This window comes from Streptomyces sp. HUAS CB01, from assembly GCF_030406905.1.
GTDB classification, from domain to species: Bacteria; Actinomycetota; Actinomycetes; order Streptomycetales; family Streptomycetaceae; genus Streptomyces; species Streptomyces chengbuensis.
This window is the reverse complement of record NZ_CP129137.1, coordinates 724,503-750,628: the sequence shown is the minus strand read 5'-3', so window position 1 is coordinate 750,628 and position 26,126 is coordinate 724,503. Positions and strand designations below refer to the sequence as shown.

Below are 26,126 nucleotides of genomic sequence, written 5' to 3'. Positions count from 1 at the left end.
GACCGTCGCGTCCGCACGGCGAGCGCCCGGACGGCCGTGGGGCACGGCCCTCACCCGGCGAGGAAGTGGAACCCCGGCCGCGGATGCATGAGGAAGTCGTGGTGCGAGATGTTCCACGCGTAGGCGCCCGCGAGCGCGAACACCACCCGGTCCCCGGCCCGCAGCCCCGGCGCCGGCACGTCGCGGGCCAGCACGTCCTTCGGCGTGCACAGCTGCCCCGCCACGGTGACCCGGTCGCCCCGCGCCTCGGGGCGCGGCCACGGATGGGGCCAGCCGGCCACGGGCAGCACCGCACAGGGCTGGTCGTGGCCCTTCGTCGCCGGTGTGCGCAGATGGTGCGTGCCCCCGCGGACCACGGCGAAGTCCTCGCCGTGGCTGCGCTTCACGTCCAGGACCTCGGTGGCGTACCAGCCGCAGTACGCGGTCAGCGCGCGCCCCGGTTCGATGCGCAGCCGCAGGTCCGGGTGGGCCGCGGTGAGGCGTGCCAGCCCGGCTCCGTAGCCGGCCCAGTCGAAGCGGGCGGCGGGATCCGCGTAGTCGACGGCCATGCCGCCTCCGACGTTCACCTCGTGGAGCGGTACACCGTGGCGCTCGAAGAGCCGCACGGCCCAGGTCACCACGGACTCCGCGACGGCGAGCTGGGCCGCCGCCCCGAGTCCGCTCGCCAGGTGGGCGTGGACCCCGCGCACCCGCAGCCCGGGACAGGATCCGCCGGCGAGGTACCGCATCACGTCGGCCGCCTCGGCCGGATCGAGGCCGAACGGTGTCGGCCGGCCGCCCATGGACAGCGCGCTCGTCCTCAACGCGTCCTCGGACAGCGGCAGATTGAACCGCAACAGCACCTCGACCGGTGGCGCCGGCGCCTGCCGCTCCGCCGCGAGCGCGGCCAGCATCCGCAGCTCATGGGCGCTCTCCACATGGAACCGGGCCACACCGGCCCCGAGCGCCGCCGCCGTCTCTGCCGGCGTCTTCCCGGGACCGCCGAACGCCAGCGGACGGTCCGGGACGACCTTCACCGCATGGGCCAGTTCGCCGCCCGAGGAGACCTCGAAGCCGTCCACGTACGGCGAGAGGGCCGAAAGGATCTCCGGTTCGGGATTGGCCTTGGCCGCGTAGTACAGCTCGACCCGCTCCGGCAGGGACTCCCGTACCGCCGTGACGTGCTCCCGCAGCGCGCCGAGGTCGTAGAGGTAGGCCGGGAGCCGGTCGGCCGGGAGGGAGAGGGCCCGCTGGCGCACCGGCGCGGTGACGGGGGCGGGGGCGGCGGGGGGAGCGGTGGCGGACGCGGTCACCGCCGGTGCCGCGCCGGCGGACGCGGCGGGCGCCGACGGGGCGCCGGGCACGGGGGAGTGGGTCATCGGGCGCTCCGGAGGTCGTCGGCGCGGACCGCCCCGGACAGCACGTCATCGGCGAGCGGGGAGGGCAGCCGCACGTACCCCGCCTCGCGGTCGGCCGTGCGCGCCCAGCGCGTGAGCAGATTGGCCTTGGCGGGCAGCGGTGCTCCCGACAGGAGCGCGTCGAGCCGTGGCTGCCGCCCGTGCTCGTCGGCGTGGCGCCGGAGCACGTCCCGCACCTCGGCCCACAACGCCGCCTCCGTGCCGGGGTGCAGATCGGCGAGGGCCGCGAGCATCTCGGCCACGTGGTTCACCAGGAGGCAGTAGACCACCCGGTCCCAGCCGCGCCCGGCGTCGTACGTCAGGAGCCCCGCCACGTCCGCGGGGAGCGCCGCGAGGGCGGCGGCGTGCCGGTCCGGCAGGAGCTTGGTGCCCTCCAGGTCGCGGAACAGCACCTGCCGTGGGCGCCCTCCCCCGTCCACGCAGACGAGGACGTTCTGCAGATGCGGCTCCAGCACGACGCCGTGGTCGAAGTAGGCCGCGAGGACCGGGGGCACCAGCAGACCGAGGTACGCGCGCCACCACGACAGGGCCGTGCGCGGGTCCGTGTCCGCGAGGAGACGGGAGACATGGGCGGGTCCGTTGGGGTACTCGTCGGCGACGGCCGCGGCGAGCAGCGGGGTGAGCCCGGGTTGCAGCCGCCGGCCGAGCCCTTCGCGGACGATCACGCCGAAGCCCTCGAGCAGACCGCGCACCGGGACACCGCCGGCACCGGGCAGGGCGAGGCTCCGGTACGCGGGTTCGCGCAGCACGTCGCTGCCGGGGAAGCGGGCGGTCAGTTCGGCGAGGACCGGCTCCAGCAGCCGGGTGAGCGCCACCGCGCCGGAGAGCTCGTACCGTGCGTTCTTCCGGAGGCAGTTGGTGATGCGGACGTTCAGGCTGAACTTCAGGAAGCCGTCGCCGTCGAACAGGGTGCGGACGGAGGCCGTGGCGGCGAACGCCGCGGATCCGGGTCCGAGGTCCCGCACCTCGCCGCGGGCGAGGGCCGTCCGCAGCCGGGGGTCGTCGCGCAGCAGTTGGTACTGCCAGGGGTGGGCGGGCAGCAGCCGGTACCCGTCCGGCGCGCGGCCCAGCCGGTCGAGCGCCGCTCCGGCGCCCGGCTCCGCCGACTCCTCGGCCACCAGGTCCTCCCGTACCGCGAGCAGCCGCAGCGGGAACGACGCGGCGGCCTCGGGTGCGTACGCCGCCCAGGCCGCGGTGTCCCCGCCGCGTGCCTTGGGCGTGGGGTGGAAGCGGTGCCCGAGGGCGAGGGACCGCTCCGAGGCGAGGTACGCCGCGGGCACGGCGCGTGGGCCGGTGTCCCGGGCGGCCGGGGGGCCCACGGCCAGTGCGGACGCGACGCCCCGGTGGCTGGAGGCGACCTGGTCCAGGAACTCCTCGTTGGGCACGCCCGTGCGGAGCGTCAGCTCCGCGTGGACGTGCCCGGCCAGCCGCTGCCAGCCGACCGGTGACCAGCCGCCGGAGGTCTCCTCGGTCACGGGGCCGGTGAACCGGTGGGCGCCGAGCAGCGAGGTGCGGCGCAGCGCGACGCGCAGCAGCACCCCGCGGCGGGGCAGCCGCAGCAGCAGGTGCCCGTCGATGACCGCGGTCTGGTGCTCGGGGCCGCACAGCTCTCGGAGGAGGCAGTTGAGGAGGGTGTGGGCGACCGCGTCGTCGGCCGTGGGCGGCGGTGCCAGGGCCGCACGGTGCGCGGACGGATGCGTGGAGGTCATCCGGGTTCACACTCCCCGCAGCAGGTAGTTGGGGCCGGTGGTGTAGTGCTTGTTGATGTCGGACGCTCCCGAACGTTCCTTGGCCAGCAGGGTTCCCGCGGTCACCATCGCCTTCACGGGCAGCTCGGGCGCGTCCAGCACCCGGGCCCGCAGTACGGCTCCGGGCTCACCCGGTCCGGTTCCGAGCCGTTCCACCGCCTCGGCCAGCCGGTCGCGGACCAGCCGGAGCAGCCGGTCGAGCGGGGCACGTCCGTGCCCGGCGAGGCCGAAGGCGTAGGCCCCGGCGCACAGATGGACGGTGACGGTGGTGAAGAGGTCGGCGAGCGGTCCGTCGCCGTCGGTGAGTATGCGGCGGTCGTCGAAGTCCCCCGGCCCGGGCGCGTCCCCACCGAGTACCGCCCGCAGCCGTGCGCCGTTGATGCGCGGGCCGTCGTTGTCCTTGAGGAGCAGCCGCAACCGAGGGCCGCCACCGGACGCGTCCAGCACCAGCGACACGTTCTGCTGGTGGGACTCCAGGGCGATTCCGTACCCGAAGAGCGTGGTCTGGAAGTCCAGGAGCAGTGTGAGCACCGCGTCCAGCAGGGCGAGCGGATCGCCGCCGTGGAAGCGGTCGGCCAGGTGGTCGACGACGAGACGCCCGCTCGGTGCCCGGGCGAGCAGGGCGGCCATCGGTACGACGAGGCAGCGGTCGAGTCCGGACGGCTGGCGGCGCGTCAGCACGGCGAGCAGCTCGTGTCCGGCGTGGGCGAAGCAGGTCTCGTCGGCGTGCAGGACGGTGTCCCGGAAGCGGGGTTCGCGGGCCGTCACGGTCTGGAGCAGATGCTGGACGGCGGCCCCGTCGGCCAGGGTTCCGGGCTTGATGGTGCGCCGGTTGAGCCGGCCCAGGGTGGAGGTGGCCAGGGGCAGTTTGAGGTGGGTGCCGGGCCGGCCGGCGAGGGCGACCGTCCGCATGGACAAGGTGGGGACGACGTCCAGGTGGGACCGTGGCGCCGGGACCGCCAGGCCGTCGAGCCCGGCGGCGCGCACCGCCCGGCCGAGCGGGCCCGCCGCGGTGAGCGGATGCACGGGCAGGGCGACATGGGTGCGGTCGAGGCCGGACAGCCCGAGGGCCGAGGGTGCGGGGCCGGGCAGCGGGCCGGCGGCGGTGACGGCCTCGCGCGGCACGGCGAGCCAGCGCAGCGCGAACCGCGGGTGGAACTCCGGCGCGTACGCCCGCAGCGCCGCGACGGTCAGGCCGGATCTGCCGCGCGCGGTGGGATAGACCGGATGGTCGAGCCGGGCGGCGAGGGCGTCCAGGGCGAGGCCGCCCGACAGCCCGGTCCAGTCGGCCGGATCGGCGCCGTGGCGATCCGCGAGCGTCCGCAGCGTCTCCTGCTCCGTGGCCTCGTGCAGGCGTACGGTCGCGAGGGTCTGGCGGCACTCGTCGGCGAACGCGTCGAAGCCGCCGCGGTCCACCGGTGCGGCGAGGGCCCGGAGTTCGGCCAGGACCGTGTCGGTGTCCGTCAGTTCGGCGCCGTCCGACTCCCGGCGCAGCAGCGGTTCCCTGGCCTCCCACGCACACTGGAAGCCGTCCTCGCGCACCGGCAGCAGCAGCGCGTCCGGCCCGGGGGCGTCCAGCCGCAGCCAGGTCCCGTCGGCACGCTCGACCGGGCGGCCGCGGCTGCGCAGCCCGACGACGTCCTCGCGCAGCAGGGCGCTGAGCACCCGCAGCAGCAGTCCGGCTCGCGCGGTCGCCGGGCCGGCCGCACCGGAGGCGCCCGCCGCGGGGACCGTCACGGTGTGATCTCCCAGCGCTGGGCGGCCAGGAACCCGGTCACGGCGCGGTCCACGGCCGACCGGTCGGTCCCCGTGGCCCGCACCACGCCGAGGAAGTCGCGGTTGGTCCCGTACACCGGGTGGTGTTCGCCGAGGCCGCGCAGCGGCCGGTACGTCAGTGTCACCCCGCCCGCCTCCACTTCCGTCGCTCCGGGGGCCGCCGTCAGCGTCCCGGCCCGGTCGGCGCACGGGTAGTCGAGCCTGGCGGCTCCGTCGTCCCGCGCCCCCAGCTCCGACGGCAGCGGTTCGCCGAGATGCGTGCGCAGGACGTGCTCGAACAGCGGTATGTCCAGCAGCCCGGCGAGCAGCAGATCGCACTGGTCCCCGATGGCACGGTAGTTGACCTCGATGATCCGCGCGCGGCCTTCGTGCACCACGAACTCCGTGTGGCAGGCGCCGAACCCGACGCCGAGCACGTCGAGTTGCGCGAGCACCTGCTCCTCGATGTCCCGCGGATGCCGGGCGACGTAGGTCAGCCGCTCCTCGATGAAGTACGGGGGAGGGGACAGTTCGGTGCGGAACCCGCCCAGCACATGGCGTACCCGGCCGTCGCCGAGGGTCTCGAGGGTGAACAGCTCTCCGGGCAGGTACTCCTCGACCACCAGCGCGGCCCCCGGGCGCCGTGCCCGGATCTCCTCGCAGTGCCGCACCAGTTCCCGCGCGTCCCCGGCCAGGACGACGTCCTCGCTGGCCACGCCCTCGCGCGGCTTGACGACACACGGGTAGGGGAAGTCCCCGGCCGCGGCGGCCGGGTCCTGCGCGGCGGGCAGCTCCAGCGACCGCACGGTGTCCAGGCCCGAGGCGGCCAGCCGGCGGCGCATCTCGGCCTTGTCCTTCGTGCGCAGCGCGGCCCGCCAGTCCTTGGCCGGCAGCCCGAAGTAGTCCGCGGCGAGCGCGGCCTGGGTCTGGAGGTGGTCGCTGTTGGTGAAGACCGCGTCCGGTGAGGCGTGGGCGGACACACGGGAGACCACGGCGCGGAAGTCGCGCACGTCGCACTCCAGCACCTCGACGTCCCGGTGCGCGGCACGGTGGTCGGCGGGCCGGTCGGTGAGCAGGGTGACGTCCAGTCCGAGCCGGCGGGCGGCCGGGAGGAATCCCTCGGTGACCGAGTCGGTCGGGTTCAGGGCAAGCAGGTACAACCGCATGAGGGGGCCACTCCGCGCTCGGATCCGGTGATCCGAGAGTTCCGGATCACGGGGCCAGAGCCTAGGTTAGGCACACCTAACTCTGTCAATTCGCCTCGACACGACCCCGGTTGGCGCGGGAGATCACTTCTGTGGTTAAGGTGAGCCTCGCCTTACCTCATCCGTGTCAGCCGCTGTGTCGAGGAGCGTTCGTGACCCTGGCTCCGGTGTACCCTCATGCCTCCGCCGTGAGCTGTTCCGCCGTCGCCGGATCGGCGTTCCGCCGGCTCGCGGAGCTCTGCCCCGCCCTCGAGGCGGACGTTGCGGAGCCCGGTTCGTCGACCCCGCAGGGCTGGGCCGACGGCGCGGAGCTGGCCGGCCGCCCCGAGTTCCTTGACGCCCTCCTCGGTGCCGAGGTCCTGCGGGTGGAGCACGACCACGGCCGCACCCCGCGTCCCGACGTCGCGGCCTCCCGCGCGCTCCACGACTACCTCTGGTCCGTGGGTCTGCTGATGAGCGGACCGTGGTGCCTGGAGCGCCGCGTCCCGCGGCTCCGGCCCCAGGACGTCCGTGTCAGCCTCACCACAGGTGCCTTCTCCGTCGTTCCCGGCGGCTTCGCGTGTCTTCCCGGCGATCCGGCCGCCGGGCTGCCGGGTGTACGGGTGCTCCCGCACGAGGAGGCCCTGCGGGCGGAGCTGCGCGCCGGCTACGCCGACCACGTGCGTCCGCTGCTGACCGCGATCGCCCCGCGGGTGCGCCGGGGGCCCCGTGCGCTGTGGGGCATGGCGGGCGACGACCTGGTGTCCGGCGTCTGGTACCTCGGCCGGATGCTGGGGGAGGAGGAGCGCGGCGTGCGGGCCGCGACCCAGCTGCTGCCGGAGCCCGTCCCGCCGTTCCCCGGCGGCGCCGACTTCCGCCGGCTCGCGGGCCGCGAGGGCCGGTCGTACCCGACCCGCACCCGCGCCGGCTGCTGCCTCTACTACACGATCCGCCCGGCCGAGGCGTGCGGCACCTGCCCCCGGACGAGTGACGCCGAGCGGCTGCGCCGGCTCGAGGGTGACGTGCCCTGCTGAACCGGTCCGCCGGGCAGGCCTCCACGACACGCTCCTGATGGGTGAGTTATGTGGCGACTTGTCCTATTCGCCACATAATTTGAGCTCATGACGAAACGACAATTCATGTACCTCGGCTGTGTCGCTCTGATGGTGACCTCGGGGCTGGGCGTGGCGGCGCCGGCAGGTGCCCGCACCACCTACGACGTGGTCCCCGGTGAGTCGATCCAGCTCGCGGTCGACCGGGCCCGCCCCGGCGACACCATCGACATCGCCCCCGGCGTCTACCGGGAGAGCGTCCTCATCAGGAAGTCCGACCTGACGCTGCGCGGCGCGGGTGACCGGACCGTCCTCCTCCCGTCCACGGCCAAGGCCACGCACGTGTGCGGTCTGGGCGGCAACGGGATCTGCGTCATCGGCACCGATGCCAAGCCCGCCACGAACGTGCGGATCCACTCCCTGACGGTGTCGCAGTTCAAGAAGAACGGCATCTGGGCCTCGCGCACCAACAAGCTGAGCGTCCGTGAGGTCACCGCGGTGGGGAACGGCAACTGGGGCATCGCCCAGGAGCGCTCCCTGCGGTCCGAGATCCGCGGCAACGCGGCCCGTGACAACGCGGAGTCGGGCATCTTCGTGTCGAACACCATCGACACCGAGGCCGGAGCCATCAACACGCGGCGCACCGTGGTCATGGACAACCTGCTGGCCGGGAACCGCATCGGCATCACCGTCCGGCGCCTGCGGAACCTGTACGTGAACAACAACGTCGTCACCGGCAACTGCGCCGGCATGTTCGTCGTCGGGGACGAGGGCGTCCCCCGGACGGGCGACCTGACCGTGCGCGGCAACCGCGTGCACCACAACAACAAGTCCTGCGCCAAGACCGCGCGGCTCCCGAGGATCCAGGGCGCCGGCATCGTCCTCACCGGCGTCGAGGGCGCGACGGTCGCGTCGAACGCCGTCTGGAGCAACGTCGGCACCTCGCCGTTCTCCGGCGGGATCGTGCTCTTCAAGAGCATCGTGGGCGCCCCCAACAGCGGCAACGTCATCAAGTCCAACATGCTGGTGGGCAACCGTCCGGCGGACCTCGCCAACCGGGACACCGGTACCGGCAACACCTTCTCCGGCAACTACTGCCGCCTGTCCGAGAAGGCGGGGAAGTGCGCATGACGACCGGTACGACCGGCGCGGCCACGGACACCGCGGGGACCACCGTCCACACCGCCACCCCGCCGTCCATGCGGCTGCGGGAGCTCGTCTTCGGCGCCGCCCTGGCCGGCTCCGTACGGGCCGCCGCACGGCTCGGCGTCGCGGACGCGCTGGGGGAGACCCCGGCAACCGCCGAGGACCTGGCGTCGGCCGTCAAGGCCGACCCCCGGGCCCTGCGGCGCATGCTGCGCGCCCTGACCTGCTACGGCATCTTCACCGAGAGGGCGGACGGCACGTTCGCCCACACCGAGATGTCGCGCCTGCTGCGGGAGGACGACCCCCACAGCCTCAAGTACATCTCCCTGTGGTGCACCGAGCCGTGGACCTGGGACGCCTGGCCGCGCCTCGACGAGGCGGTCCGCACGGGCAGGAGCGTCTTCGACGGCCTGTACGGCAAGGGCTTCTTCGACTACCTCCACGAGGACGCGCACGAGTCCGCGCACGTCTTCAACCAGGCCATGACCACGTCCAGCATGCAGTCGGCGCTGGACGTGGCGGAACTGCTCGACCTCACGGGAGCGTCCACCGTCGCGGACATCGGCGGCGGTCAGGGCCATGTGCTGGCGAGCCTGCTGGAGAAGAACCCCGGCCTGCGGGGAACGCTGCTGGACCTGCCGCGTGTCGTCGCCAACGCCGATCCCCGGCTGCGGGACGGCGGGTCCCTCGCCGACCGGGTCACCATCGTCCCCGGCGACTGCCGGGAGGCCATCCCGGTCGAGGCCGACGTCTACATCATCAAGAACATCCTGGAATGGGACGACGACAGCACGCGCAGGACCCTCCGCAACGTCGTCTCGGCCGCCCGTCCCGGGGCCCGGGTGGTGGTCATCGAGAACCTCGTCGACGACACCCCGTCGATGAAGTTCACCACGTCGATGGATCTGCTGCTGCTCCTGAACGTGGGCGGTGCGAAGCACACCCAGGAGAGCATGACCGGCAGGATGGCGGACGCCGGCCTCGTCGTCGGCGACGTCCGTCCGGTGAACGCGTACCTCCACGCGTTCGAGAGCGTCACACCCGGCGGCTGACCCCCGGGCTCCCTCCCCCTCGCCGGCTCCGCGTCCGTACGCGGAGCCGGCGATTCGTCGTGCCTCATCCCTTCGCGGCACGCTCCCAGCGGTAGAACTCGTGGGCCATGGCGTCCTTCGGGCTGCGCCAGGTCTCCGGGTCGTACGCGCTGACGTAGGCGGAGAGCTTGTCGCTGATGTCACGGAACTCGGGGTGGCCCGCCACCTTGGCCACCGCCGGCCCCGGCGGCCGGTCGGCTTCGATCAGATGGAGGTAGACATCGCCGAACTGGAAGAGGCTGCGCCGGGTCACGCCGACCAGGTCGGGCAGTTCGCCCCGGTCGGAGGCCTCGAACACCCTGGCGATGTCGTGGGCCGAGTCCGGTGCCATACGGGCGACGATGAGGGCGTGGTGCATCGAGGGGGATCCCTTCGGTGGGCGGTCAGTCGGAGTGGACCGAGACCGGCGTGCCGCGTTCCCGGGCGCGCTGCTCGATCTTCTCCTTGATCAGGGCCATCTGGACCTTCGAGTTCTTGTTGATGTTGTCGGTCATCCAGTCGTCGTCGACCGGGGCGTCCGGCTTCATCGCGAAGTCCTGGGTCCAGTGCATGAGGACCCCGTCGGGCGCCTGGGTGTACTTCCAGTGGATGTCCATGTGCTGGAAGGGGCCCGTCTCCACCCGGCGGGCGCGGACGGTCCTCGCCCCGGGGTCGACGACGCGCTCCGACACCCAGCTCCACACCGTGCCGTTCTCGTCCGGGTGCATGGTCAGCCGGAACTTCGTCCGGTCGCCCTCGCGCTCCAGGATCTCGACGGAGGCGTATTCGCTGAACAGCTGGGGCCAGTTCTCGATGTCGTTGGTGACGTCCCAGACGAGGTCCATGGGAGCGTCGATGACGATCTTGTTCTCGGTGTGCCCGGACACTTCAGGCTCCTGCCATGAGGGAGTTGTTGACGAGGTCGAGGAATTCGCGCGGGGTCTTGCAGCGGTCCGCGTCCTGGGGGAGCGTGCGGCCGTAGCGGTTCTCGAGCTCCCCGACGATGCCGAGGAGACCGAGGGAGTCGAGTCCGTACTCGTCGAACCGCGCCTCGGGGCGGCCGCCCATCTCTGCGGGGTCGACGGTGATGCCGGCGCCCTTCTTCATCAGAGCGGCCAGCTCTTCGATGGTCAGCTTGGAGATCTGCATGGTCATGAGGTCCTCCTTCTCACGGTTGTTCACCGGGTGGGGGCGCCGTGCCGCAGCACGAGCGCCGCGTTCGAGCCCATGAGTCCCCGGCTGAGCACGAGGGCCGTGCGCAGCTCGGCAGGGCGGGGCCTGCCGGTGACCACCTCGAGCTCGTGGCACACGTCGAAGACATTGGGCGTGGGCGGGACGACGCCGTCCTGCAGAGCGAGCACGGCGGCGGCCGTGTCCAGCACGGGCGCTCCGCAGTACGCCCGGCCCGTACCGGACTTGGGCGCCGTGACCGGCACCCGCCGGCCGTGCGTCCCCAGCGCGTCGGCGAGCGCCAGGGCCTCGGCGCGGTCCGCGTCCGGGATGCCGAGCGCGTCCGCGAAGACGACGTCGATCTCCTCGGGCGCGCACCGGGCCTCCGCCAGGGCTCCCCGGATCGCCTGGGCCAGCCCCTCGCGCGACTCCTCCCACCGGGAGGCCCCGGTGAACGTCGCCGCGTGACCGGCCACCACGGCGCGGACCGCGGCGCCTCGGCGGCGGGCGGCCGACTCCTCCTCGACGACGAGCATGGCCCCGCCCTCCGCGGGCACGAAACCGTTCGCGCTCGCGGTGAAGGGCCGGTAGGCGCGTTCCGGGTCCTCGCTCGTGCTGAGTTCCCGGTACCCGAGCTGGCAGACCAGCGAGTACGGCGCGAGCGGCGCCTCCGCCGCCCCGATGACGACCGCGTCCGTGCCCCGGCCGATGGCCCGGGCCGCGTGCGCGAGGGCGTCGAGACCGCCCGCCTCGTCGCTGGCCACCACACCGCAGGGGCCCTTGAACCCGCCGCGGATGGAGATCTGACCGGTGCTCGCCGCGTAGAACCAGGCGATGGACTGGTACGGGCCCACATAGCGCGAGCCCTGTCCCCACAGCCGCTGCAGCTCCCGCTGGCCGAACTCGCCGCCACCGGAACCGGCCGCCGTGACCACACCCACGGCGAACGGCGAGTCGCTGTAGTCGCCCGACGTTATCCGCGCGTCGGCCAGCGCCATGTCGGCGGCGGCCATCGCGAAGTGCGTGAACCGGTCGGTCTGGACGAGGTAGCGCTCCTCGACCAGGGATTCGGGGTCGAAGCCGCGGACCTCTCCCGCGACCCGGACCGGCATGTGGTCGCAGCCTTCCCGCGTGATGTGGTCGAGGACGCTGATGCCCTCCCGTGTGGACTTCCAGAAGGCATCGGTACCGACCCCGTTGGGGGCGACGACACCGATTCCGGTGACGACCGGTCGCCGGTCCTGCCGAGGACTCATGGTGTCCTCCCTCCTGGCCGGGTCAGGACCACGGCGGACTGGAATCCGCCGAATCCGCTGCCGACCGAGAGCACGTTGCGCAGCTTGAGGGCGCGCGCCGTGCGTGGCACATAGTCGAGGTCGCACTCGGGGTCGGGGGTCTCGTAGTTCGCCGTCGGCGGCACCACCTGGTGGGCGAGTGCCAGCACACAGGCGACGACCTCGATCGCCCCGATCGCCCCGAGCGAGTGACCCACCATGGACTTGATGGAACTCATCGGGACCTTGTACGCGTGGGAACCGAGCGACTGCTTCACGGCGGCCGTCTCGTGCCGGTCGTTCTGCTGCGTACCGGAACCGTGCGCGTTGACGTAGTCGATGTCCGACCCGTCGAGCCGCGCGTGGTCCAGGGCGCTGTCGATGGCCCGCGCCATCTCCAGTCCCTCACGGGTCAGACCCGTCATGTGGTACGCGTTGCCGAACGTGGCGTAGCCGCCGATCTCGCAGTACACCGTGGCACCGCGGGCACGCGCGTGTTCGAGTTCCTCCAGGACGAGCACGGCTCCGCCCTCGCCCATGACGAACCCGTCACGGCGCGCGTCGAAGGGGCGTGAGGCATGGGCCGGATCGTCGTTGTTGGGTGACGTGGCCTTGATCGCGTCGAAGCACGCCACGGTGATGGGGGAGATGGGCGAGTCCGACGCGCCGGCTATGCAGACGTCGACCCTGCCCTCCTCTATCGCGTGGAAGGCGTACCCGATCGCGTCCAGACCGGAGGTGCAGCCCGTGGACACCGTCTGGACCGGGCCGTGGGCACCCGTCTGCTCGGCGACCTCGGAGGCGAGTGCGCTGGGCGAGAACGCCCGGTGCAGATGCGGCTCCGCCTCGCTCGGATCCACGTCCCAGCGCCGGCCCGAACTGCTGACCTTGACGTAGTCGTGCTCCAGACGAGTGGTGCCGCCCACGGCGGTGCCGAGCGACACCCCGATCCGCCAGGGGTCCTCCTTCTCCGGGTCGAGACCGGCGTCCCGGAGCGCCTCCCGGGCGGCGACCATCGCGAACTGGACGTACCGGTCCGCCCGCTGCACCTCCTCCGGACCCAGCCCGTGCTCCTCGGGGTCGAAGTCGCACTCGGCGGCGATCCGCGACCGGAAACCGGTCGGGTCGAAGAGGGTGATGCCGCGCGTCGCCGTACGGCCGTTGGCCAGGAGGTCCCAGAACGCCGGTATCCCGACACCCCCCGGCGCGACTATGCCGACACCGGTGACCGCGACGCGCCGGGTCATGAAGCCGTCCCGGTGCGTTCCGGCGGCCGGTGGGCCGCCGCGGCCTCCGCCCCCGGCGTCTCCTCGGTGTCGACGTGGCCCAGCTCCGGCCGCGGGGCCAGCGGCCCGAGGTGGAAGACCATACGGGCCTGCGTGCTGCCGACGTTGCGGAACCGGTGGCGCACGTAGGGCGGGATGAACAGTCCCTGGTCGGGCCGGATCGGCAGCGTCTCGTCGTCGAGGTCGACTTCCATCTCGCCGCACACCACGTACACGAACTCCTCGGAGTACGGGTGGTAGTGCTCGCCGATGCGGTCACCGGGCTCGACGGTCGCCAGGCCCATGAAGCCGCTCGTGGCGCCCACCGCGGTGGGGGTGAGCATGGCGCGCAGATCGCCGCCGCGTTTGGTGTTGTGCTGGGTCTCGCTCAGGTCGACGATGCGATGGGGTGTGGTCATGACGGGTTCCTCCACGTGGCCGCGCGATGGGGCGCCGGCGGTTCGGGGTGTGCGGGTGCCTGGGCGGCCGGTCGCACGGGTCAGGGGGCGTGGCGGTCGGTGATCGGCCGCATGTCCGCGGACGACAGGAGCTTGGACATGTCCTCCTCCGTGGCCGGGGCGTCGATGCCCAGCGCCTCGCTGTCCAGCAGGCGGGACAGCATGGCCGCCTTGCGAGGACCGTGGGCCCCGATCACCTGCAGCGGCGCCGCGTCACCGGAACCGCGCACGTCGACCAGGCGTACGACGATGTCGTCCCGCTGGAAGATCGTGCTGCTGTCGATCGGGGTCGCAGGGTCGCTCGCCGCCGCCTCGTCCTGTCCGGCGAGCAGCCGCGCCAGCGCCATGCCGCAGCCGGGCTTGGCCGGGTAGTACAGCGCGTGCCGCTTGACGGCCTCGTCGTCGGTGCCCGCGGACGCCAGGTGGTGCACCGCGGGGAGCGCGGCCCGGGTGAAGAAGACCCGTGCGGAGTCCGGGTCGTTGAGGTCCCGGTCCTGCTCCAGATAGGGGTTGATGGCCTCCTCGACGGCCCGCACCTCGGGCTGCCGGGCCACGTGGCGCAGCGCCGCCATCAGGTCGCCCTCCACCTCGACGGCCCGCACGACACGGTTGCCGTGCATGAACAGCGAGGTCCGGCGCAGCCGGGTGTGCTCGTCGACCTTCGACTGCGGCGACTGGTAACCCGCGAGGATGTCCGCCACGACCGCCTCGCTGCCCGGCTTCACGGTGAAGGTGAGGGCGTGGCGCACCACGTTGTCACCCACCCGGGGGAACGGCTGCAGCCCGCCCTGCGTCGCGTCGGCGGCCGAGGAGGTGTGCAGCTTGCCCGTCTCGCGCAGCACGCTGAAGCGCAGGGACCGGGTGTCCCGGACGCAGTTGTGGAGCGGCCGCACGGTCTCGACGTGCTCCTCGCTGTTCACCCACGCGAGGAAGGGCGGGGCGCTCTCCCACTCGCTGGTGATCAGCCACTGCGAGGGATTCTCGATCGACTGGCACAGCTGGTCGCTGATGTGGCCCGGCACCGAGGCGACCTGGTTGCGCATGTGCTCGTACGCCTTCAGGAAGTTCTGCTGAGCGCCGTCATGAAGGTCCAGCAGCAGTACGACACGCAGCCTGGAGCCGTCAAAGGCCGACTGGGATATACGTTCGGAAAGCGTTGTCATGATGCACGCATCTCCTTCGAGACGGTGGGGCCGCCGCGTGCGGTGCACGAAGCCGGCTCGGGGGTTTCAGGCTTCGATCCTGTGCCGGTACCACGGGTGGCGCGAGATGTGTGAACCAGGTGGGTGAACCGGGCGATCGAGCCCCTCCCGCCAGGGCATGGAAACCACATTCCCCCTACCGGCGGCTGGAGCTGGAGCTACTGATGGAAGAACACATCGACGAGCGCGTACCGGTACTCATCGTGGGCGGCTCCCTGGTGGGGCTGTCCTCCTCGCTGTTCCTCGGCAGGCTCGGCGTCGGGCACATGCTGGTGGAGAGACACGCGGGCACGTCGAGGCATCCGCGCGGGCGGGGCAACAACGTCCGCACCATGGAGCTGTTCCGGGTGGCGGGGGCCGAACCGCTGATCCACGAGGCCGCGTCGCTCCTCGCCGACAACCACGGCATCTTCCAGACCCCGTCGCTCCACGGCGACGCCGGCGAGTGGCTGCTCAAGGAGATCGACCCCGGGAACGGCATCGCCCGGCTCAGCCCGTCCGGGTGGTGCGTGTGCAGCCAGAACGACCTGGAGCCGGTGCTGCTGGACTGCGCCCGCAAGCTCGGCGGCGACCTGCGCTACTCCACCGAGATGGTCTCGTTCGAACAGGACGGGGACGGCGTCACCGCCGTCGTGCAGGAGCGCGAGTCGGGGCGGCGCAGGACCGTGCGCGCCGACTACCTGATCGCCGCCGACGGGCCCCGCAGCCCCATCCGCCGGCAACTCGGCATCGGCCAGACGGGGCACGGGGACCTGTTCCACAACGTCAGCATCACCTTCCGCTCGCGCGGACTCGCCGACGTCGTCGGCGACCGGCGCTTCATCGTCTGCTACCTCACCGCCGAGGAAGCGGACGGCGCCCTGCTGCCGGTGGACAACAGCGAGAACTGGGTGTTCCACGCCCCCTGGCAGCCCGACACGGGCGAGACGCTGGAGGACTTCACCGACGAGCGCTGCGCCGCCCACATCCGCCGCGCCGTCGGCGCCCCGGACATCGACGTGGAGATCACCGGAAAGGCCCCCTGGCACGCGGCCGAACGCGTCGCGGAGCGGTACGGCCAGGGCCGGGTCTTCCTCGCGGGCGACTCCGCGCACGAGATGTCGCCCACGGGCGCGTTCGGCTCCAACACCGGCATCCAGGACGCCCACAACCTGGCCTGGAAGCTCTCCCTCGTGCTGAACGGGTCCGCGGGGCCCGGCCTGCTGGGCAGCTACGAGGCCGAGCGCCGGCCGGTCGCGGAGGCCACCAGCGAGCGCGCGTCGGCACGGTCGGCGGAGCACAGCCATCCGGGCTACACCCCGGGCCCCGAAATGGTCGGCGGACGACAGCGCGGCATGCTCACGGTCGCCATGGGCTACCGCTACCCGCGCGGCGCCGTCGTCGGCGCGGATCCGGACATGGCCGTCGTACCCGATCGGATGGATCTCTCCGGGGACCCCGGCACCCGCGCCCCGCACATGTGGCTGCACCCGCACGACAGCGAGCGGAGGACGTCCACGCTGGACCTGTACGAGCGCAACTTCGTCCTGCTCACGGGCTCCGGCGGCACACCGTGGCACACGGCGGCCGCACGGGTCGCCGAGAAGCTGTCCATCACCCTGGACGCCTACCGGATCGGCACGGAGCCGCACGCGGAGTTCGTCCCCGAGTCGGGGGACTGGGCGGAGCTGCACGGCACGACGGACGAGGGCGCCGTGGTGGTGCGCCCCGACGGGTTCGTGGCCTGGCGCGCGCCCGGTGCGGTCCGCGACCCGGAGACGGTCCTGCTCGACGCCATGAAGGCCCTGCTCCACCGCGCCTGACCCGGCACGGACACCCTCACGGCCGCCGTGGCGGCAGCCGGTGCAGCGCGACCTCGGTCAGCTGCCCGTGCGCCGCCACGGCGGTCATGTACGTGCAGTACGGCTGCCGGCGCCGGTCCGTGGGCGAACCGGGGTTCAGCAGCCGCAGCCCGCCCTCGGCGGTGGTGTCCCAGGGGACGTGGCTGTGGCCGAACACCAGGACGTCCAGCTCGGGGAACCGCTCCGCGCACCGCCGTTCGCGGCCCTGCGCGGGGCCCGTCTCGTGCACGACGCCGAAGCGCAGCCCGCCCAGTTCCGCGTGCGCCACCTCCGGCAGCCGGTCCCGCAGCGCGGCGCCGTCGTTGTTGCCGTACACCGCGACGAGCCGGCGCGACCGGGCCTCCAGCAGGTCCAGCGTCGCGGTGTCCACCCAGTCGCCCGCATGGAGGACGACATCGGCGCGCTCGATGCGTTCGAGCAGCTCACCGGGCAGTTCCCGGGCCCGTTTGGGTACATGGGTGTCCGATGTCAGCAACAGCCTCATGCGCCCATTGTCCACGGGCGGGGCGAGCGGGCCGGGGCAGCGGACGAGCCCAGGCCGGGGGCACGAGCCGGGTGTCACCCCAGGCGTCCGGGCTGCGTCCGGCGCACCTTCCACCGCCCGCCCGGCAGGGCCTGCGGCAAACGGGCGACGGGGCGGCCGGCCGAGGGGAATGAAGCCCCCGTACCCCGGGTAGCCGGTGCGGGCACTGACGGGCCCACACGGCTGGGGAGAGGCGACCATGAGGCGCAGCGGCGGCAACGACACGGCGGTGAAGGAGTCCGGCGCACGGCCGGCACCGGGAGCGGAACCGATGGCACCTTTCCTGCGGGCGCTCGCCGTGGTGGCGGCGTTCGCGGCGACCGTCGCGTTCAGCGTGGTCCTCGCCCGGCTCACCCTGGAGCCGTCGGCGGCCTCCGAACCGCTGACCCACAGCAACGTCCAGCCGGGTGCGTCCATCCGCGACTACCTGTCCCAGCCGGCGTTCCGCGACACCGTCAAACAGCTCGGCGGCAACGTGCTGCTGGGCGTGCCGTTCGGCGTGCTGCTCCCGGTCCTGGTGCCGAAGGCCCGCGGACTGGTACGGGTGCTGCTGGCGACGGCCCTGGTCATGGTGCTCGTGGAACTGGTCCAGGGCGCTCTGGTCACGGGCCGCGCCTTCGACATCGACGACGTCATCCTGAACACCACGGGCGCCGTGCTGGGTTATCTCCTCATCGGCCGCCGGCTCGGCCGCGCCGTTCACCCGCGCCGCCGCCACTGGTGGCACCGCCGGCCCCGCGGCGCGGCGGCGTCCGATTCCTGACGCCTCCCGGCCGGCGGCGTCCCGTCACGGCCCGCCGGCCGCCGCCGTCCGGACCGGCCCGATGCTCGCCCGCTCGATCAGCCGGGGAACCGGGACGCGGACGGTACGCGCGGTCCCGCCGTCGAGGAGCGCGGTGAGTTCGCCCGCCGCGCTTCGGCCGAAGGAGACCGTGTCCCGCGAGAGGGCCGCGAGCCAGGGATCGACCAGGCGGCACAGGGCCGAGTCCTCCCAGGCGACGATCGAGACGTCCTCGGGCACCGCGCAGCCGAGACCCGTGGCCGCGGCCACCCCGGCCACGGCCATCACGTCGTTGTCGTAGACCAGGGCGGTCGGCGGGGCGTCGCCCGAGAGCACGCCGCGGGTGACCGCCGCGCCCTCCGCGTCCGAGTAGTCGGTGGTGACGGAGCGGACCTCGGTCAGCCCCAGCCGCGCGGCCTCCGCCCGCAGTGAGCGGATACGCCGCTCGGTGTGCGCGAGGCCGGGCAGGCCGGCGATGTGCACGATCCGCCGGTGCCCGAGCGCATGGAGCCGACCGACGACGGACGCCATCGCCCCGGCGTCGTCCGCCCACACGGTGGACAGTCCCGGGCCGCCCTCCTCGGGGGCACCGCCGATCACCACGCCCGGCAGGCCGAGTTCGTCGAGCAGGGCCGGCCGGGGGTCGTCGGTGCGCGGGTCGACGACGAGCACGCCGTCCACCCGGTGCTCGGCCCACCAGCGGCGGTACACCGCGCACTCGGCGTCCACGTCCTCCACCACCTGGAAGAGCAGACCGAGATGGCGCTCCGACAGCACCTCCTGGACACCGGAGATCAGCTGGAGGAAGAACGAGTCGACACCGAGCGTCCCCGCGGGTCGTGCGACCACCAGGCCCACCGTCGCCGCGCCCTCCCCGGACAGGGCGCGGGCGGCCGTGCTCGGCCGCCAGCCGAGCTGTTCGGCGACCCGGCGCACCCGGTCGCGGGTGGCCTCCGAGACCCCGGGCCGGTCGTTGAGCGCGAAGGACACGGCGCTCTCCGAGACGCCCGCCCGGCGGGCGATGTCCTTCATCGTCGGCCGGCGTGCCGGGGCCCGCCTGCGCTGCGACGCGTCCTTGGACGGGGGATTCGCTCCCACCCGTGCCCCTTTCCCGGCCTCGGTCACCTCAGTGCACTAATGCGCTTGAGCAGTTGCACTCTAAAGCGCATTAGCAGATCACGCAAGACTTGGCGCACATGCTTCTGACCTGCACTGATGTCAGAGAAATTGGATTTCCTCGGGTCAATCCATTGACTTTTCCCCGGAACGCGATGCAGGGTCTGCTCCCAGCGTCCGCGGCACCTCGTGCGCCGGACGCCGCCACCACGCCGGGCCGAGCAAAGGAGCCGATCCACCGTGCGTATCCCCCGCCGTACCGCCCGCAGAGCAGTCGCCGCTGCCGCCGCCCTCGCCGTCGTCCTGCCGCTGAGCGCCTGCGGAGGAGGGTCCGGCGCCGGAGGCGCGGCGGACGCCTCCGGCAAGGTAGAAGGCAGCATCACGTTCCAGACCTGGAACCTGCAGGCCAACTTCAAGCCCTACTTCACCGGCCTCATCGCCGAGTTCGAGAAGAAGTACCCCGGCACCGAGGTGAAGTGGATCGACCAGCCCGCGGAGGGCTACGCCGACAAGCTCAGTGCCGACGCCGCCGGCGGCACCCTCCCCGACGTCGTGAACGTCTCCCCGGACCTTCTCGCCCCGCTCGCCAAGGCCGGTCTGGCGCTCGACCTCGACAAGGCGGCCGCGGAGTACAGGAAGGAGTACCTGCCGGGCGCCTGGGCCGGCCACGGCATCCCGGGGATGGAGGGCACGTACGCCTTCCCCTGGTACCTCAACACCGGCCCATTGTTCTACAACAAGCGCCTCTTCGAGGAGGCCGGGCTCGACGCGGAGAAGCCCCCCACGACGTACGACGAACTCTTCGCGCAGTCGCTGCGGATAGCCGAGAAGAGCGACGGGAAGATCGCCACGCTGGCCAACATCCCCACCATCGAGGACTTCGGCCGCTACGGCGTGCAGTTGATGAACGACGAGGGTACGGCCTTCACCTTCAACGACGCCAAGGGCGTCGAACTCCTCACCAAGTACAAGGAGCTGTACGACGCGAAGGCGCTCGACCCGCAGGCGCTCACCGCCACGCCCGAGTCGGCCGGCAAGAAGTTCCTCACCCAGGCCGTGGCGATGAACCCGGGCTCCGCGCTGGACCTGGAGAAGTTCAAGAAGGACGCCCCGACGCTGTACCAGAACATCGGCATCACCGAGCAGATCAGCAGCACCGGCAAGGACAACATGTACGTGATGGGCGTGATGGTGAACGCCCGGACCGAGCGGACCCCCGCCGCCGTCGCCTTCGCCCACTTCGTCACCGACGCCCGGCACCAGATGGAGTTCGCGAAGCAGGTCGCCATCTTCCCGAGCACTGCGGGCTCCCTCGACGACCCGTACTTCACCGAGGAGGACGGTACCGACGGGACGCGGGTGCGGATCGCCGCCGCCAAGTCCCTGAAGACCGCGGTCAACTACACCCCGGTGCTGATGAGCGACCAGATGAAGACCGAGCTGCGCAACGCCGTCGCGAGGGCGCTCCAGGGCAAGGAGAGCCCGAAGGAAGCACTTGACAACGCTGTCAAGGCATGCGACCGGCTGCTGAAGCAGAGCTGAGACCGGACGAGCGGGAACCGGACACGGCCATGACGACCCCCACCACTTCCCCGGCGGCGCCCTCCGGCAGCACGGCGGAGGGGCGCGCCCCGAAGAGCCCCTCTCCCGGCGGCCGGCCACGGGACGGACGCAATCGGATCAGACGGCATCTGCCCACCAGCCCCTGGCTGTTCGCGGCCCCCGGGCTGCTGGTCGCCGGCGCCTTCAGCCTCTACCCGTTCCTCTCCACGGTGGCCAACTCCTTCACGGACCGCAGGACGCTGATCCCCGGCCGGTTCGTGGGGCCGGACAACTACCGGGAGATGCTCGGCGACGAGATGTTCTGGACCGGGCTGCGCAACAGCACGCTGTACGTGCTCGGAGTCGTGCCCGCGCTGGTGGTCCTGCCGCTGATGCTGGCGCTGCTCGTGCAGAAGCAGGTCCCGGGCATCACCTTCTTCCGCTCCGCCTTCTACACCCCCGTCGTCGCCTCCATCGTGGTGGTCGGGCTGATCTGGGTGTGGCTGCTGGACGAGCGCGGGCTGGTGAACGCGGTGCTGGAGGCGGTCGGGGTCGGCCGGGTCGGCTTTCTCAGCGACCAGTGGCTGCTCCTGCTGAGCGCCATGACGGTCACGGTCTGGAAGGGCCTCGGCTACTACATGATCATTTATCTGGCCGCGCTGGCGAACGTCCCGCGCGAGCTCCACGAGGCGGCGTCCGTGGACGGCGCGGGCGCCGTACGCCGCTTCCTCACCGTCACCCTGCCCGCCGTCCGCTCCACCATGGTGCTGGTGGGTGCGCTCTCCTCGGTCGCGGCGTTCAAGGTCTTCTCCGAGGTCTATCTGATGGCGGGCCCGGACGGGGGCCCCGCGGGCGAGGACACCACCCTCGTCATGCTCGTCCAGCGCACCGGCACCGGACTGAGCGGCCGGGTCGGCTACGCCTCGGCGATCTCGGTGGTCGTCTTCGTCGTGACGGTCGCGCTGATGCTGCTGGTGCTGCGCGCCGACCGCAAGGAGGAGGCATGAACCGGCGGGAGGAACAGGTGGAACCGCTGAAGGCCCGCGGCACGCGGGGGAGCCGGCGGAGCGCAGGGGACGGCGGCCGCAGGATGCCCGTCTGGGAGATCGCGCTGCGGTACGTGCTGCTGCTGGCCGTCCTCGCGCTGACCGTCGGACCGTTCCTGTGGCAGCTGTCCACCTCGCTCAAGGGGCCGCACGAGGACATCTTCAGCTCCCCGCCGAGCTTCCTTCCCGAGCAGCCCACGTTCGCCAACTACAGCCGTGTCGCCGAGACCATCCCGGTGTGGGACTACGCGCTCAACTCGCTCACCGTCGCGGTGGCCAACGTCGTCACCAACTGCGCGGGCGCGGCTCTCGCCGGCTACGCCCTCGCCCGGCTGCGCTACCGGGGCCGCAGGGCCGCCACGGTCGCCTTCGTGCTCGCGATGCTCGTCCCCGTGGAGGGCATCGTCATCGCCCAGTTCACGACCATGCGGGAGCTCGGGCTCAACAACACGCTCGTAGGCGTGGTGCTGCCGTTGTCCGTCTCGGCACTGAACGTGCTGCTGATGCGCAACGCCTTCCTCAACCTGCCGTACGAGGTGGAGGAGGCCGCGTTCGTCGACGGCGCCAACGTCTGGCAGAGGTTCGTGCGGATCGCGTTGCCCGCGGTGAAGGGCACCCTGGCGGTCGTCGCCATCTTCGCCTTCATGGGCGCCTGGGACGACTTCCTGTGGCCGCTGATCGTGCTCAGCGATCCGCAGAACTTCACCCTGACCATCGGGCTGAACTATCTGCACGGCACCTTCGCGAACGACGAGCGCCTCGTCGCGGCGGGCACGATCATCGCCGTGCTGCCGCTGATCGTCCTGTTCGCCTGCCTCCAACGCTACTTCTTCCGGGGCGTGGGCGAGGGCGCCGTCAAGGGCTGACGCATCGTCACGAAAGCAGGTCCGCAGGGCCGTCCGTCCCCGTATCCTCCGAGGGAACCTCTGACGCACATGACCTCACGCGTGCGCTTCGGCGCCAACTACACCCCGAGCCAGGGGTGGTTCCACCACTGGCTCGACTTCGACCCCGACGCCGTACGGGCCGACCTGGACTCCGTCGCGGCACTGGGTCTCGACCACATCCGGGTCTTCCCGCTCTGGCCGGTCTTCCAGCCCAACCGCACCCTGATCCGCCCGCGGGCCGTGGAGCAGCTCGTCCTGCTCGCCGACGCGGCCGCCGAACGCGGTCTGGACGTCAACGTCGACGGACTGCAGGGACACCTGTCGAGCTTCGACTTCCTGCCGTCCTGGACGCAGACCTGGCACCGCCGCAGCATCTTCACCGACCCGGACGTCGTGACAGGCCAGGCCGAGTACCTGCGCACGCTCGCCGAAGCCCTCGCCGACCGGCCCAACTTCATCGGCATGACCATCGGCAACGAGGTCAACCAGTTCTCCGCCGGACCGCACCCGGACCCCGACCGCATCACCCCGGCGCAGGCCGAGCGCTGGCTGAGCCTGCTGCTGGCCGCCTGCGAGAAAGGCGCGCCGGGCAAGCTGCACCTGCACGCCGAGTACGACGCCGCCTGGTACCAGGACGACCAGCCGTTCACGCCCGCGCACTCGGCCCGGCTGGGCGCCGTCACCGCCGTGCACTCCTGGGTCTTCAACGGCACGGCCCAGCGGCACGGCCGCACGGGCACGGCGACCGAGCACCACGCCGCCTACCTCGTCGAGCTGTCCAAGGCATGGGCCGACGAGCCGCACCGCCCGGTGTGGCTGCAGGAGGTCGGTGCCCCCGCACCGCTCGTCCCCGCCGAGCACGCGGACACCTTCACCGAGGCGACGGTCCTCAACGCCCTCGACTGCGAGGACCTGTGGGGCGTCACCTGGTGGTGCTCGCACGACGTGTCGCGCTCCCTGGCCGACTTCCCCGAACTCGAGTACAGCCTGGGCCTGATGACCAGCGACCGGACGGTCAAGCCGGCGGGGCGGACCATCGCCCGCATCGTCCGCGAGCAGCACGAGCGCCCGCACCGGCCCGTCCCCCGGACCACGGCGCTCGTCGTCGACGCCGGCGACGACGACACGGCCCCGCGCCGTTCGGTCTGCGCGCCGGGCGGCGCGGTCTTCGAGGCCTTCGCCCGGCTCACCGCCGACGGGGCCAGGCCCGCCGCGGTGCTCGCGAGCCGGGCGGACGACGCCGGCCATCTGACCTCCAGGGGCATCACCGAGGTCGTCACCCCGGACGAGGTCCGATGACGACCCCGGAGACCCCCGCCCGCCGGAGCCCGCTCGCGCCGTCCCCGTCCTCGTCGCCCCCGGGGCGGCGGCCGGTGCCGTTGCCGTGCCCAGCCGTCCCCGGCGACCGGTCACCCGGTGCCGCACGGGTCCGGGACCGATCCTCCTCCCTGCCCGGCCGGGTCCCCTGACCCGCCGAGGAGAGCGCGCTCTCCGGCCGCACCGTCCTTCGTCCTCCACAGACACGGAGCCCGCCATGCCCCAGCCCGTCGTCCCCACCCGTCTCGTCCCCAACCGTCGCAGCGTCGTCCTCGCCGGAGCGGCCGGAGCGGCGGCCGCCCTCCTCGCCCCGGCGCCGCCGTCCGCCGCCGCATCGTCCGCCGCCGCACCGTCCGGCGCCGCCACGGCTCCCGGCCGCGGCACACCCGCCGGACGGACCCCGGACCTCCGGCCGTACGCCTCGTACTGGTTCCCCGACTCGCTGCCCGCCGGGTCCCCCGGCGAGGGCATCACCTGGCGCAGCCTCAGCACCTGGCGGGCCGAGGACGACCCGGACCTGCCCTTCAACACCGCGGCCGTACCGCTCGCCCGGCGTTTCACCCCCGTACCGCCCAGTCGCACGGCACGCACCGGGCAGGCCCGCATCCAGTCGCTCGTCTCCTTCGACCACACCTCGGGCAACCCCTCGCAGGGCGCGCCCACCGCCGACTACTACGCCCTGACGCACTGGGCGTACCTCGACGAGCTCGTCTTCTGGGGCGGCTCGGCGGGGGAGGGGCTGATCCTCGCCCCGAACGCCCCGGTCGTGGACGCCGCCCACCGCAACGGCGTCCCCGTCCTCGGCACGGTCTTCCTGCCGCCCGTGCACTGGGGCGGCGACCTCCGGTGGACGCGCGACCTGGTGCAGCGCGACGCGTTCGGCCGCTTCCCGCTCGCCGCCAAGCTGGTCGAGGTCGCCACCGCCCACGGCTTCGACGGCTGGTTCGTCAACGCGGAGACGGAGGGCGGCGACGCGGCCCTCGGCGCCGAGATGCTCGCCTTCGTGCGGGACCTCCGGGCCCGGGGCGAGTCCGCGGGGCTGCGCATCACCTGGTACGACGCGATGACCGTCAACGGCACCGTGGGCTGGCAGGGCGCCCTCAACGAGCTCAACGAGGACTTCTTCCGGACCGCCGACTCGATGTTCGTCGACTTCCGCTGGACACCGGCCTGCCTCGCGTCCTCCGGCATCCGCGCCGGGCGAATAGGGCGCGACCGGCACGAGTTGTGGGCGGGTGTCGACGTGGAGGCGAGCGGCTGGAACAAGGTCGTCGACTGGGACGCGATCATCCCGCGCGACCGGGACCACGTCGTCTCCTACGGCTTCTACCGGCCCGAGTGGACGCGCAACCATCTACCCGCGGACCGTACGCCGGGCCAGTTCCACGCGGCCGACGACCGCTTCTGGACGGGCCCCTCGCTGGACCCGTCCGTCCCGGACGGCGGCAGCGGCTGGCGCGCCCCGGCGACCGCCGTCGCCGACCGTTCCACCGTCACCGCGCTGCCCTTCGCCACGACCTTCAACACCGGCCACGGACTGCGCTGGTACGAGAACGGCACGGTCACCTCCGACGCCGAGTGGAACCACCTGGGGCTGCAGGACCTGCTGCCGGGCCGCCGCTGGGTCGTCCGCACCGAGGGCCGCCGCCCCACCGTCTCCTTCGACTTCGCCGACGCCTGGCGCGGCGGCAGCAGCGTCCTGGTCGCCGGCACGCTCGACGCACCCGTGACGGTGGAGCTCCACGCGACCCGGCTGCCGCTCGGCCCCGGCACCGTCGTCGAACTCGCCCACCGGGCCGACGCCGGCCCCGTGACCGTCGAACTCGCCGTCGCCACACGGGAGCCGGAGCGTCCGGGCGACCCGGTCCCGTACCGCTACGTACCCGCCGGAACCCTGCGCGGGGGCAGCGGCTGGTCGACCGCGACCCTGCGGCTGAACGGCTTCTCCGGCTCCCTCCGCGGCCTCGGCGTCCGGCTGACCGGCGACGGTGCCGTGGCCTACCGGCTCGGCGGACTCGCGGTACGGCGCGCGACCGTTCGGCCCGCGGCCCCCACGCGGCTCAGGGTCACCGGCAGCGCCACCGACGGCGAGGGCACCGGGCTGAGGCTGCGCTGGACCCCGGCTCCCGGTTCCGTGCGCCACTACGAGCTGCACCGCGTGCTCCCCGGCGGCGGCCGGCGCTTCCTCGGCGGCACCTGCCAGACCGCGTTCCATGTCTCCGGGCTGCACCCGGAGCCGGGCGAACGGGCCGTCCGCATCGAGGTCCGTGCCGTCGGTGAGCTCTACACGACCTCCTCGTCCGCCTCCGTCGTCCATCCCTGGTGACACCCGCCCCCGTATCCCGAACCCCC

The 26,126-nt window shown here is 72.6% G+C and carries 23 protein-coding genes; 10 read left to right on the top strand and 13 right to left on the bottom strand.

Going from position 1 to position 26,126, the window contains the following annotated elements:
- Positions 1-50: 50 nt before the first annotated feature.
- Genes QRN89_RS03375 through QRN89_RS03360 form a run of 4 tightly spaced genes read right to left on the bottom strand, consistent with a single transcriptional unit; the run spans position 51 to position 6,066 of the window.
- Positions 51-1,358 (bottom strand): type III PLP-dependent enzyme, encoded by a 1,308-nt coding sequence (locus QRN89_RS03375; protein ID WP_290347845.1) that lies wholly within the window; start codon positions 1,356-1,358, stop codon positions 51-53.
- On the bottom strand, positions 1,355-3,106 hold the full coding sequence (locus QRN89_RS03370; protein WP_290347844.1) for an IucA/IucC family protein: 1,752 nt from the start codon (positions 3,104-3,106) through the stop codon (positions 1,355-1,357). The genes QRN89_RS03375 and QRN89_RS03370 overlap by 4 nt, the downstream gene beginning before the upstream one ends.
- 6 nt (positions 3,107-3,112) lie before the next feature.
- Entirely contained in the window at positions 3,113-4,882 is a 1,770-nt protein-coding gene (locus QRN89_RS03365; protein ID WP_290347843.1) for an IucA/IucC family protein, read from the bottom strand.
- Positions 4,879-6,066 (bottom strand): ATP-grasp domain-containing protein, encoded by a 1,188-nt coding sequence (locus QRN89_RS03360; protein ID WP_290347842.1) that lies wholly within the window; start codon positions 6,064-6,066, stop codon positions 4,879-4,881. Before QRN89_RS03360 ends, QRN89_RS03365 begins: the two co-directional genes overlap by 4 nt.
- 191 nt (positions 6,067-6,257) lie before the next feature.
- On the opposite strand from QRN89_RS03360, the gene QRN89_RS03355 reads away from it, so the two are divergent.
- The 3 genes from QRN89_RS03355 (at position 6,258) to QRN89_RS03345 (ending at position 9,334) form a co-directional block, all read left to right on the top strand.
- Positions 6,258-7,118 carry a (2Fe-2S)-binding protein gene (locus tag QRN89_RS03355; protein WP_290347841.1) on the top strand — a complete coding sequence of 287 codons (861 nt, stop codon included), beginning with the start codon at positions 6,258-6,260 and terminating at the stop codon, positions 7,116-7,118.
- An 87-nt stretch (positions 7,119-7,205) separates the two neighbouring features.
- Positions 7,206-8,267 (top strand): right-handed parallel beta-helix repeat-containing protein, encoded by a 1,062-nt coding sequence (locus tag QRN89_RS03350; RefSeq protein ID WP_290347840.1) that lies wholly within the window; start codon positions 7,206-7,208, stop codon positions 8,265-8,267.
- Positions 8,264-9,334 (top strand): methyltransferase, encoded by a 1,071-nt coding sequence (locus QRN89_RS03345; protein ID WP_290347839.1) that lies wholly within the window; start codon positions 8,264-8,266, stop codon positions 9,332-9,334. The genes QRN89_RS03350 and QRN89_RS03345 overlap by 4 nt, the downstream gene beginning before the upstream one ends.
- Before the next feature lie 64 nt (positions 9,335-9,398).
- Here QRN89_RS03345 and QRN89_RS03340 read toward each other — a convergent pair whose 3' ends face one another.
- From QRN89_RS03340 to QRN89_RS03310, 7 genes are all read right to left on the bottom strand, one after another.
- On the bottom strand, positions 9,399-9,731 hold the full coding sequence (locus QRN89_RS03340; RefSeq protein ID WP_290347838.1) for a TcmI family type II polyketide cyclase: 333 nt from the start codon (positions 9,729-9,731) through the stop codon (positions 9,399-9,401).
- A 25-nt stretch (positions 9,732-9,756) separates the two neighbouring features.
- A complete protein-coding gene (locus QRN89_RS03335; protein WP_290347837.1) occupies positions 9,757-10,239 on the bottom strand; it encodes an SRPBCC family protein in 483 nt (160 codons plus the stop codon).
- A gap of 1 nt (position 10,240) precedes the next feature.
- Positions 10,241-10,507 (bottom strand): acyl carrier protein, encoded by a 267-nt coding sequence (locus tag QRN89_RS03330; RefSeq protein WP_290347836.1) that lies wholly within the window; start codon positions 10,505-10,507, stop codon positions 10,241-10,243.
- Positions 10,508-10,530: 23 nt separating this feature from the next.
- A complete protein-coding gene (locus QRN89_RS03325; RefSeq protein ID WP_290347835.1) occupies positions 10,531-11,778 on the bottom strand; it encodes a beta-ketoacyl synthase N-terminal-like domain-containing protein in 1,248 nt (415 codons plus the stop codon).
- A complete protein-coding gene (locus tag QRN89_RS03320) occupies positions 11,775-13,043 on the bottom strand; it encodes a beta-ketoacyl-[acyl-carrier-protein] synthase family protein (protein ID WP_290347834.1) in 1,269 nt (422 codons plus the stop codon). Before QRN89_RS03320 ends, QRN89_RS03325 begins: the two co-directional genes overlap by 4 nt.
- Positions 13,040-13,480 (bottom strand): cupin domain-containing protein, encoded by a 441-nt coding sequence (locus QRN89_RS03315; RefSeq protein WP_290347833.1) that lies wholly within the window; start codon positions 13,478-13,480, stop codon positions 13,040-13,042. Before QRN89_RS03315 ends, QRN89_RS03320 begins: the two co-directional genes overlap by 4 nt.
- Before the next feature lie 80 nt (positions 13,481-13,560).
- A complete protein-coding gene (locus tag QRN89_RS03310) occupies positions 13,561-14,682 on the bottom strand; it encodes a SchA/CurD-like domain-containing protein (protein ID WP_290347832.1) in 1,122 nt (373 codons plus the stop codon).
- Positions 14,683-14,885: 203 nt separating this feature from the next.
- Between QRN89_RS03310 and QRN89_RS03305 the strand changes: the two genes are divergently transcribed.
- A complete protein-coding gene (locus tag QRN89_RS03305; RefSeq protein WP_290347831.1) occupies positions 14,886-16,523 on the top strand; it encodes an FAD-dependent oxidoreductase in 1,638 nt (545 codons plus the stop codon).
- 16 nt (positions 16,524-16,539) lie between these two features.
- On the opposite strand, the gene QRN89_RS03300 is transcribed toward QRN89_RS03305, so the two are convergent.
- The gene (locus QRN89_RS03300; protein WP_290347830.1) at positions 16,540-17,046 is read right to left on the bottom strand and encodes a metallophosphoesterase family protein; all 507 of its coding nucleotides are present in this window, start codon (positions 17,044-17,046) and stop codon (positions 16,540-16,542) included.
- A 238-nt stretch (positions 17,047-17,284) separates the two neighbouring features.
- On the opposite strand from QRN89_RS03300, the gene QRN89_RS03295 reads away from it, so the two are divergent.
- Positions 17,285-17,848 carry a VanZ family protein gene (locus tag QRN89_RS03295; RefSeq protein WP_361270561.1) on the top strand — a complete coding sequence of 188 codons (564 nt, stop codon included), beginning with the start codon at positions 17,285-17,287 and terminating at the stop codon, positions 17,846-17,848.
- Between the two features lie 24 nt (positions 17,849-17,872).
- On the opposite strand, the gene QRN89_RS03290 is transcribed toward QRN89_RS03295, so the two are convergent.
- Entirely contained in the window at positions 17,873-18,898 is a 1,026-nt protein-coding gene (locus tag QRN89_RS03290) for a LacI family DNA-binding transcriptional regulator (protein ID WP_290353557.1), read from the bottom strand.
- A gap of 324 nt (positions 18,899-19,222) precedes the next feature.
- On the opposite strand from QRN89_RS03290, the gene QRN89_RS03285 reads away from it, so the two are divergent.
- The 5 genes from QRN89_RS03285 to QRN89_RS03265 all read left to right on the top strand — a co-directional run bounded on the left by QRN89_RS03285 (position 19,223) and on the right by QRN89_RS03265 (position 26,100).
- Positions 19,223-20,524: an ABC transporter substrate-binding protein gene (locus tag QRN89_RS03285; protein WP_290347828.1), complete on the top strand. Its 1,302-nt coding sequence runs from the start codon at positions 19,223-19,225 to the stop codon at positions 20,522-20,524.
- Between the two features lie 29 nt (positions 20,525-20,553).
- Entirely contained in the window at positions 20,554-21,531 is a 978-nt protein-coding gene (locus QRN89_RS03280; protein WP_290347827.1) for a carbohydrate ABC transporter permease, read from the top strand.
- Between the two features lie 83 nt (positions 21,532-21,614).
- Positions 21,615-22,436 (top strand): carbohydrate ABC transporter permease, encoded by an 822-nt coding sequence (locus QRN89_RS03275; RefSeq protein WP_290353556.1) that lies wholly within the window; start codon positions 21,615-21,617, stop codon positions 22,434-22,436.
- A 69-nt stretch (positions 22,437-22,505) separates the two neighbouring features.
- The gene (locus QRN89_RS03270; protein ID WP_290347826.1) at positions 22,506-23,756 is read left to right on the top strand and encodes a glycoside hydrolase 5 family protein; all 1,251 of its coding nucleotides are present in this window, start codon (positions 22,506-22,508) and stop codon (positions 23,754-23,756) included.
- Positions 23,757-23,991: 235 nt separating this feature from the next.
- Positions 23,992-26,100 (top strand): endo-beta-N-acetylglucosaminidase, encoded by a 2,109-nt coding sequence (locus QRN89_RS03265; protein WP_290347825.1) that lies wholly within the window; start codon positions 23,992-23,994, stop codon positions 26,098-26,100.
- Positions 26,101-26,126: the final 26 nt, after the last annotated feature.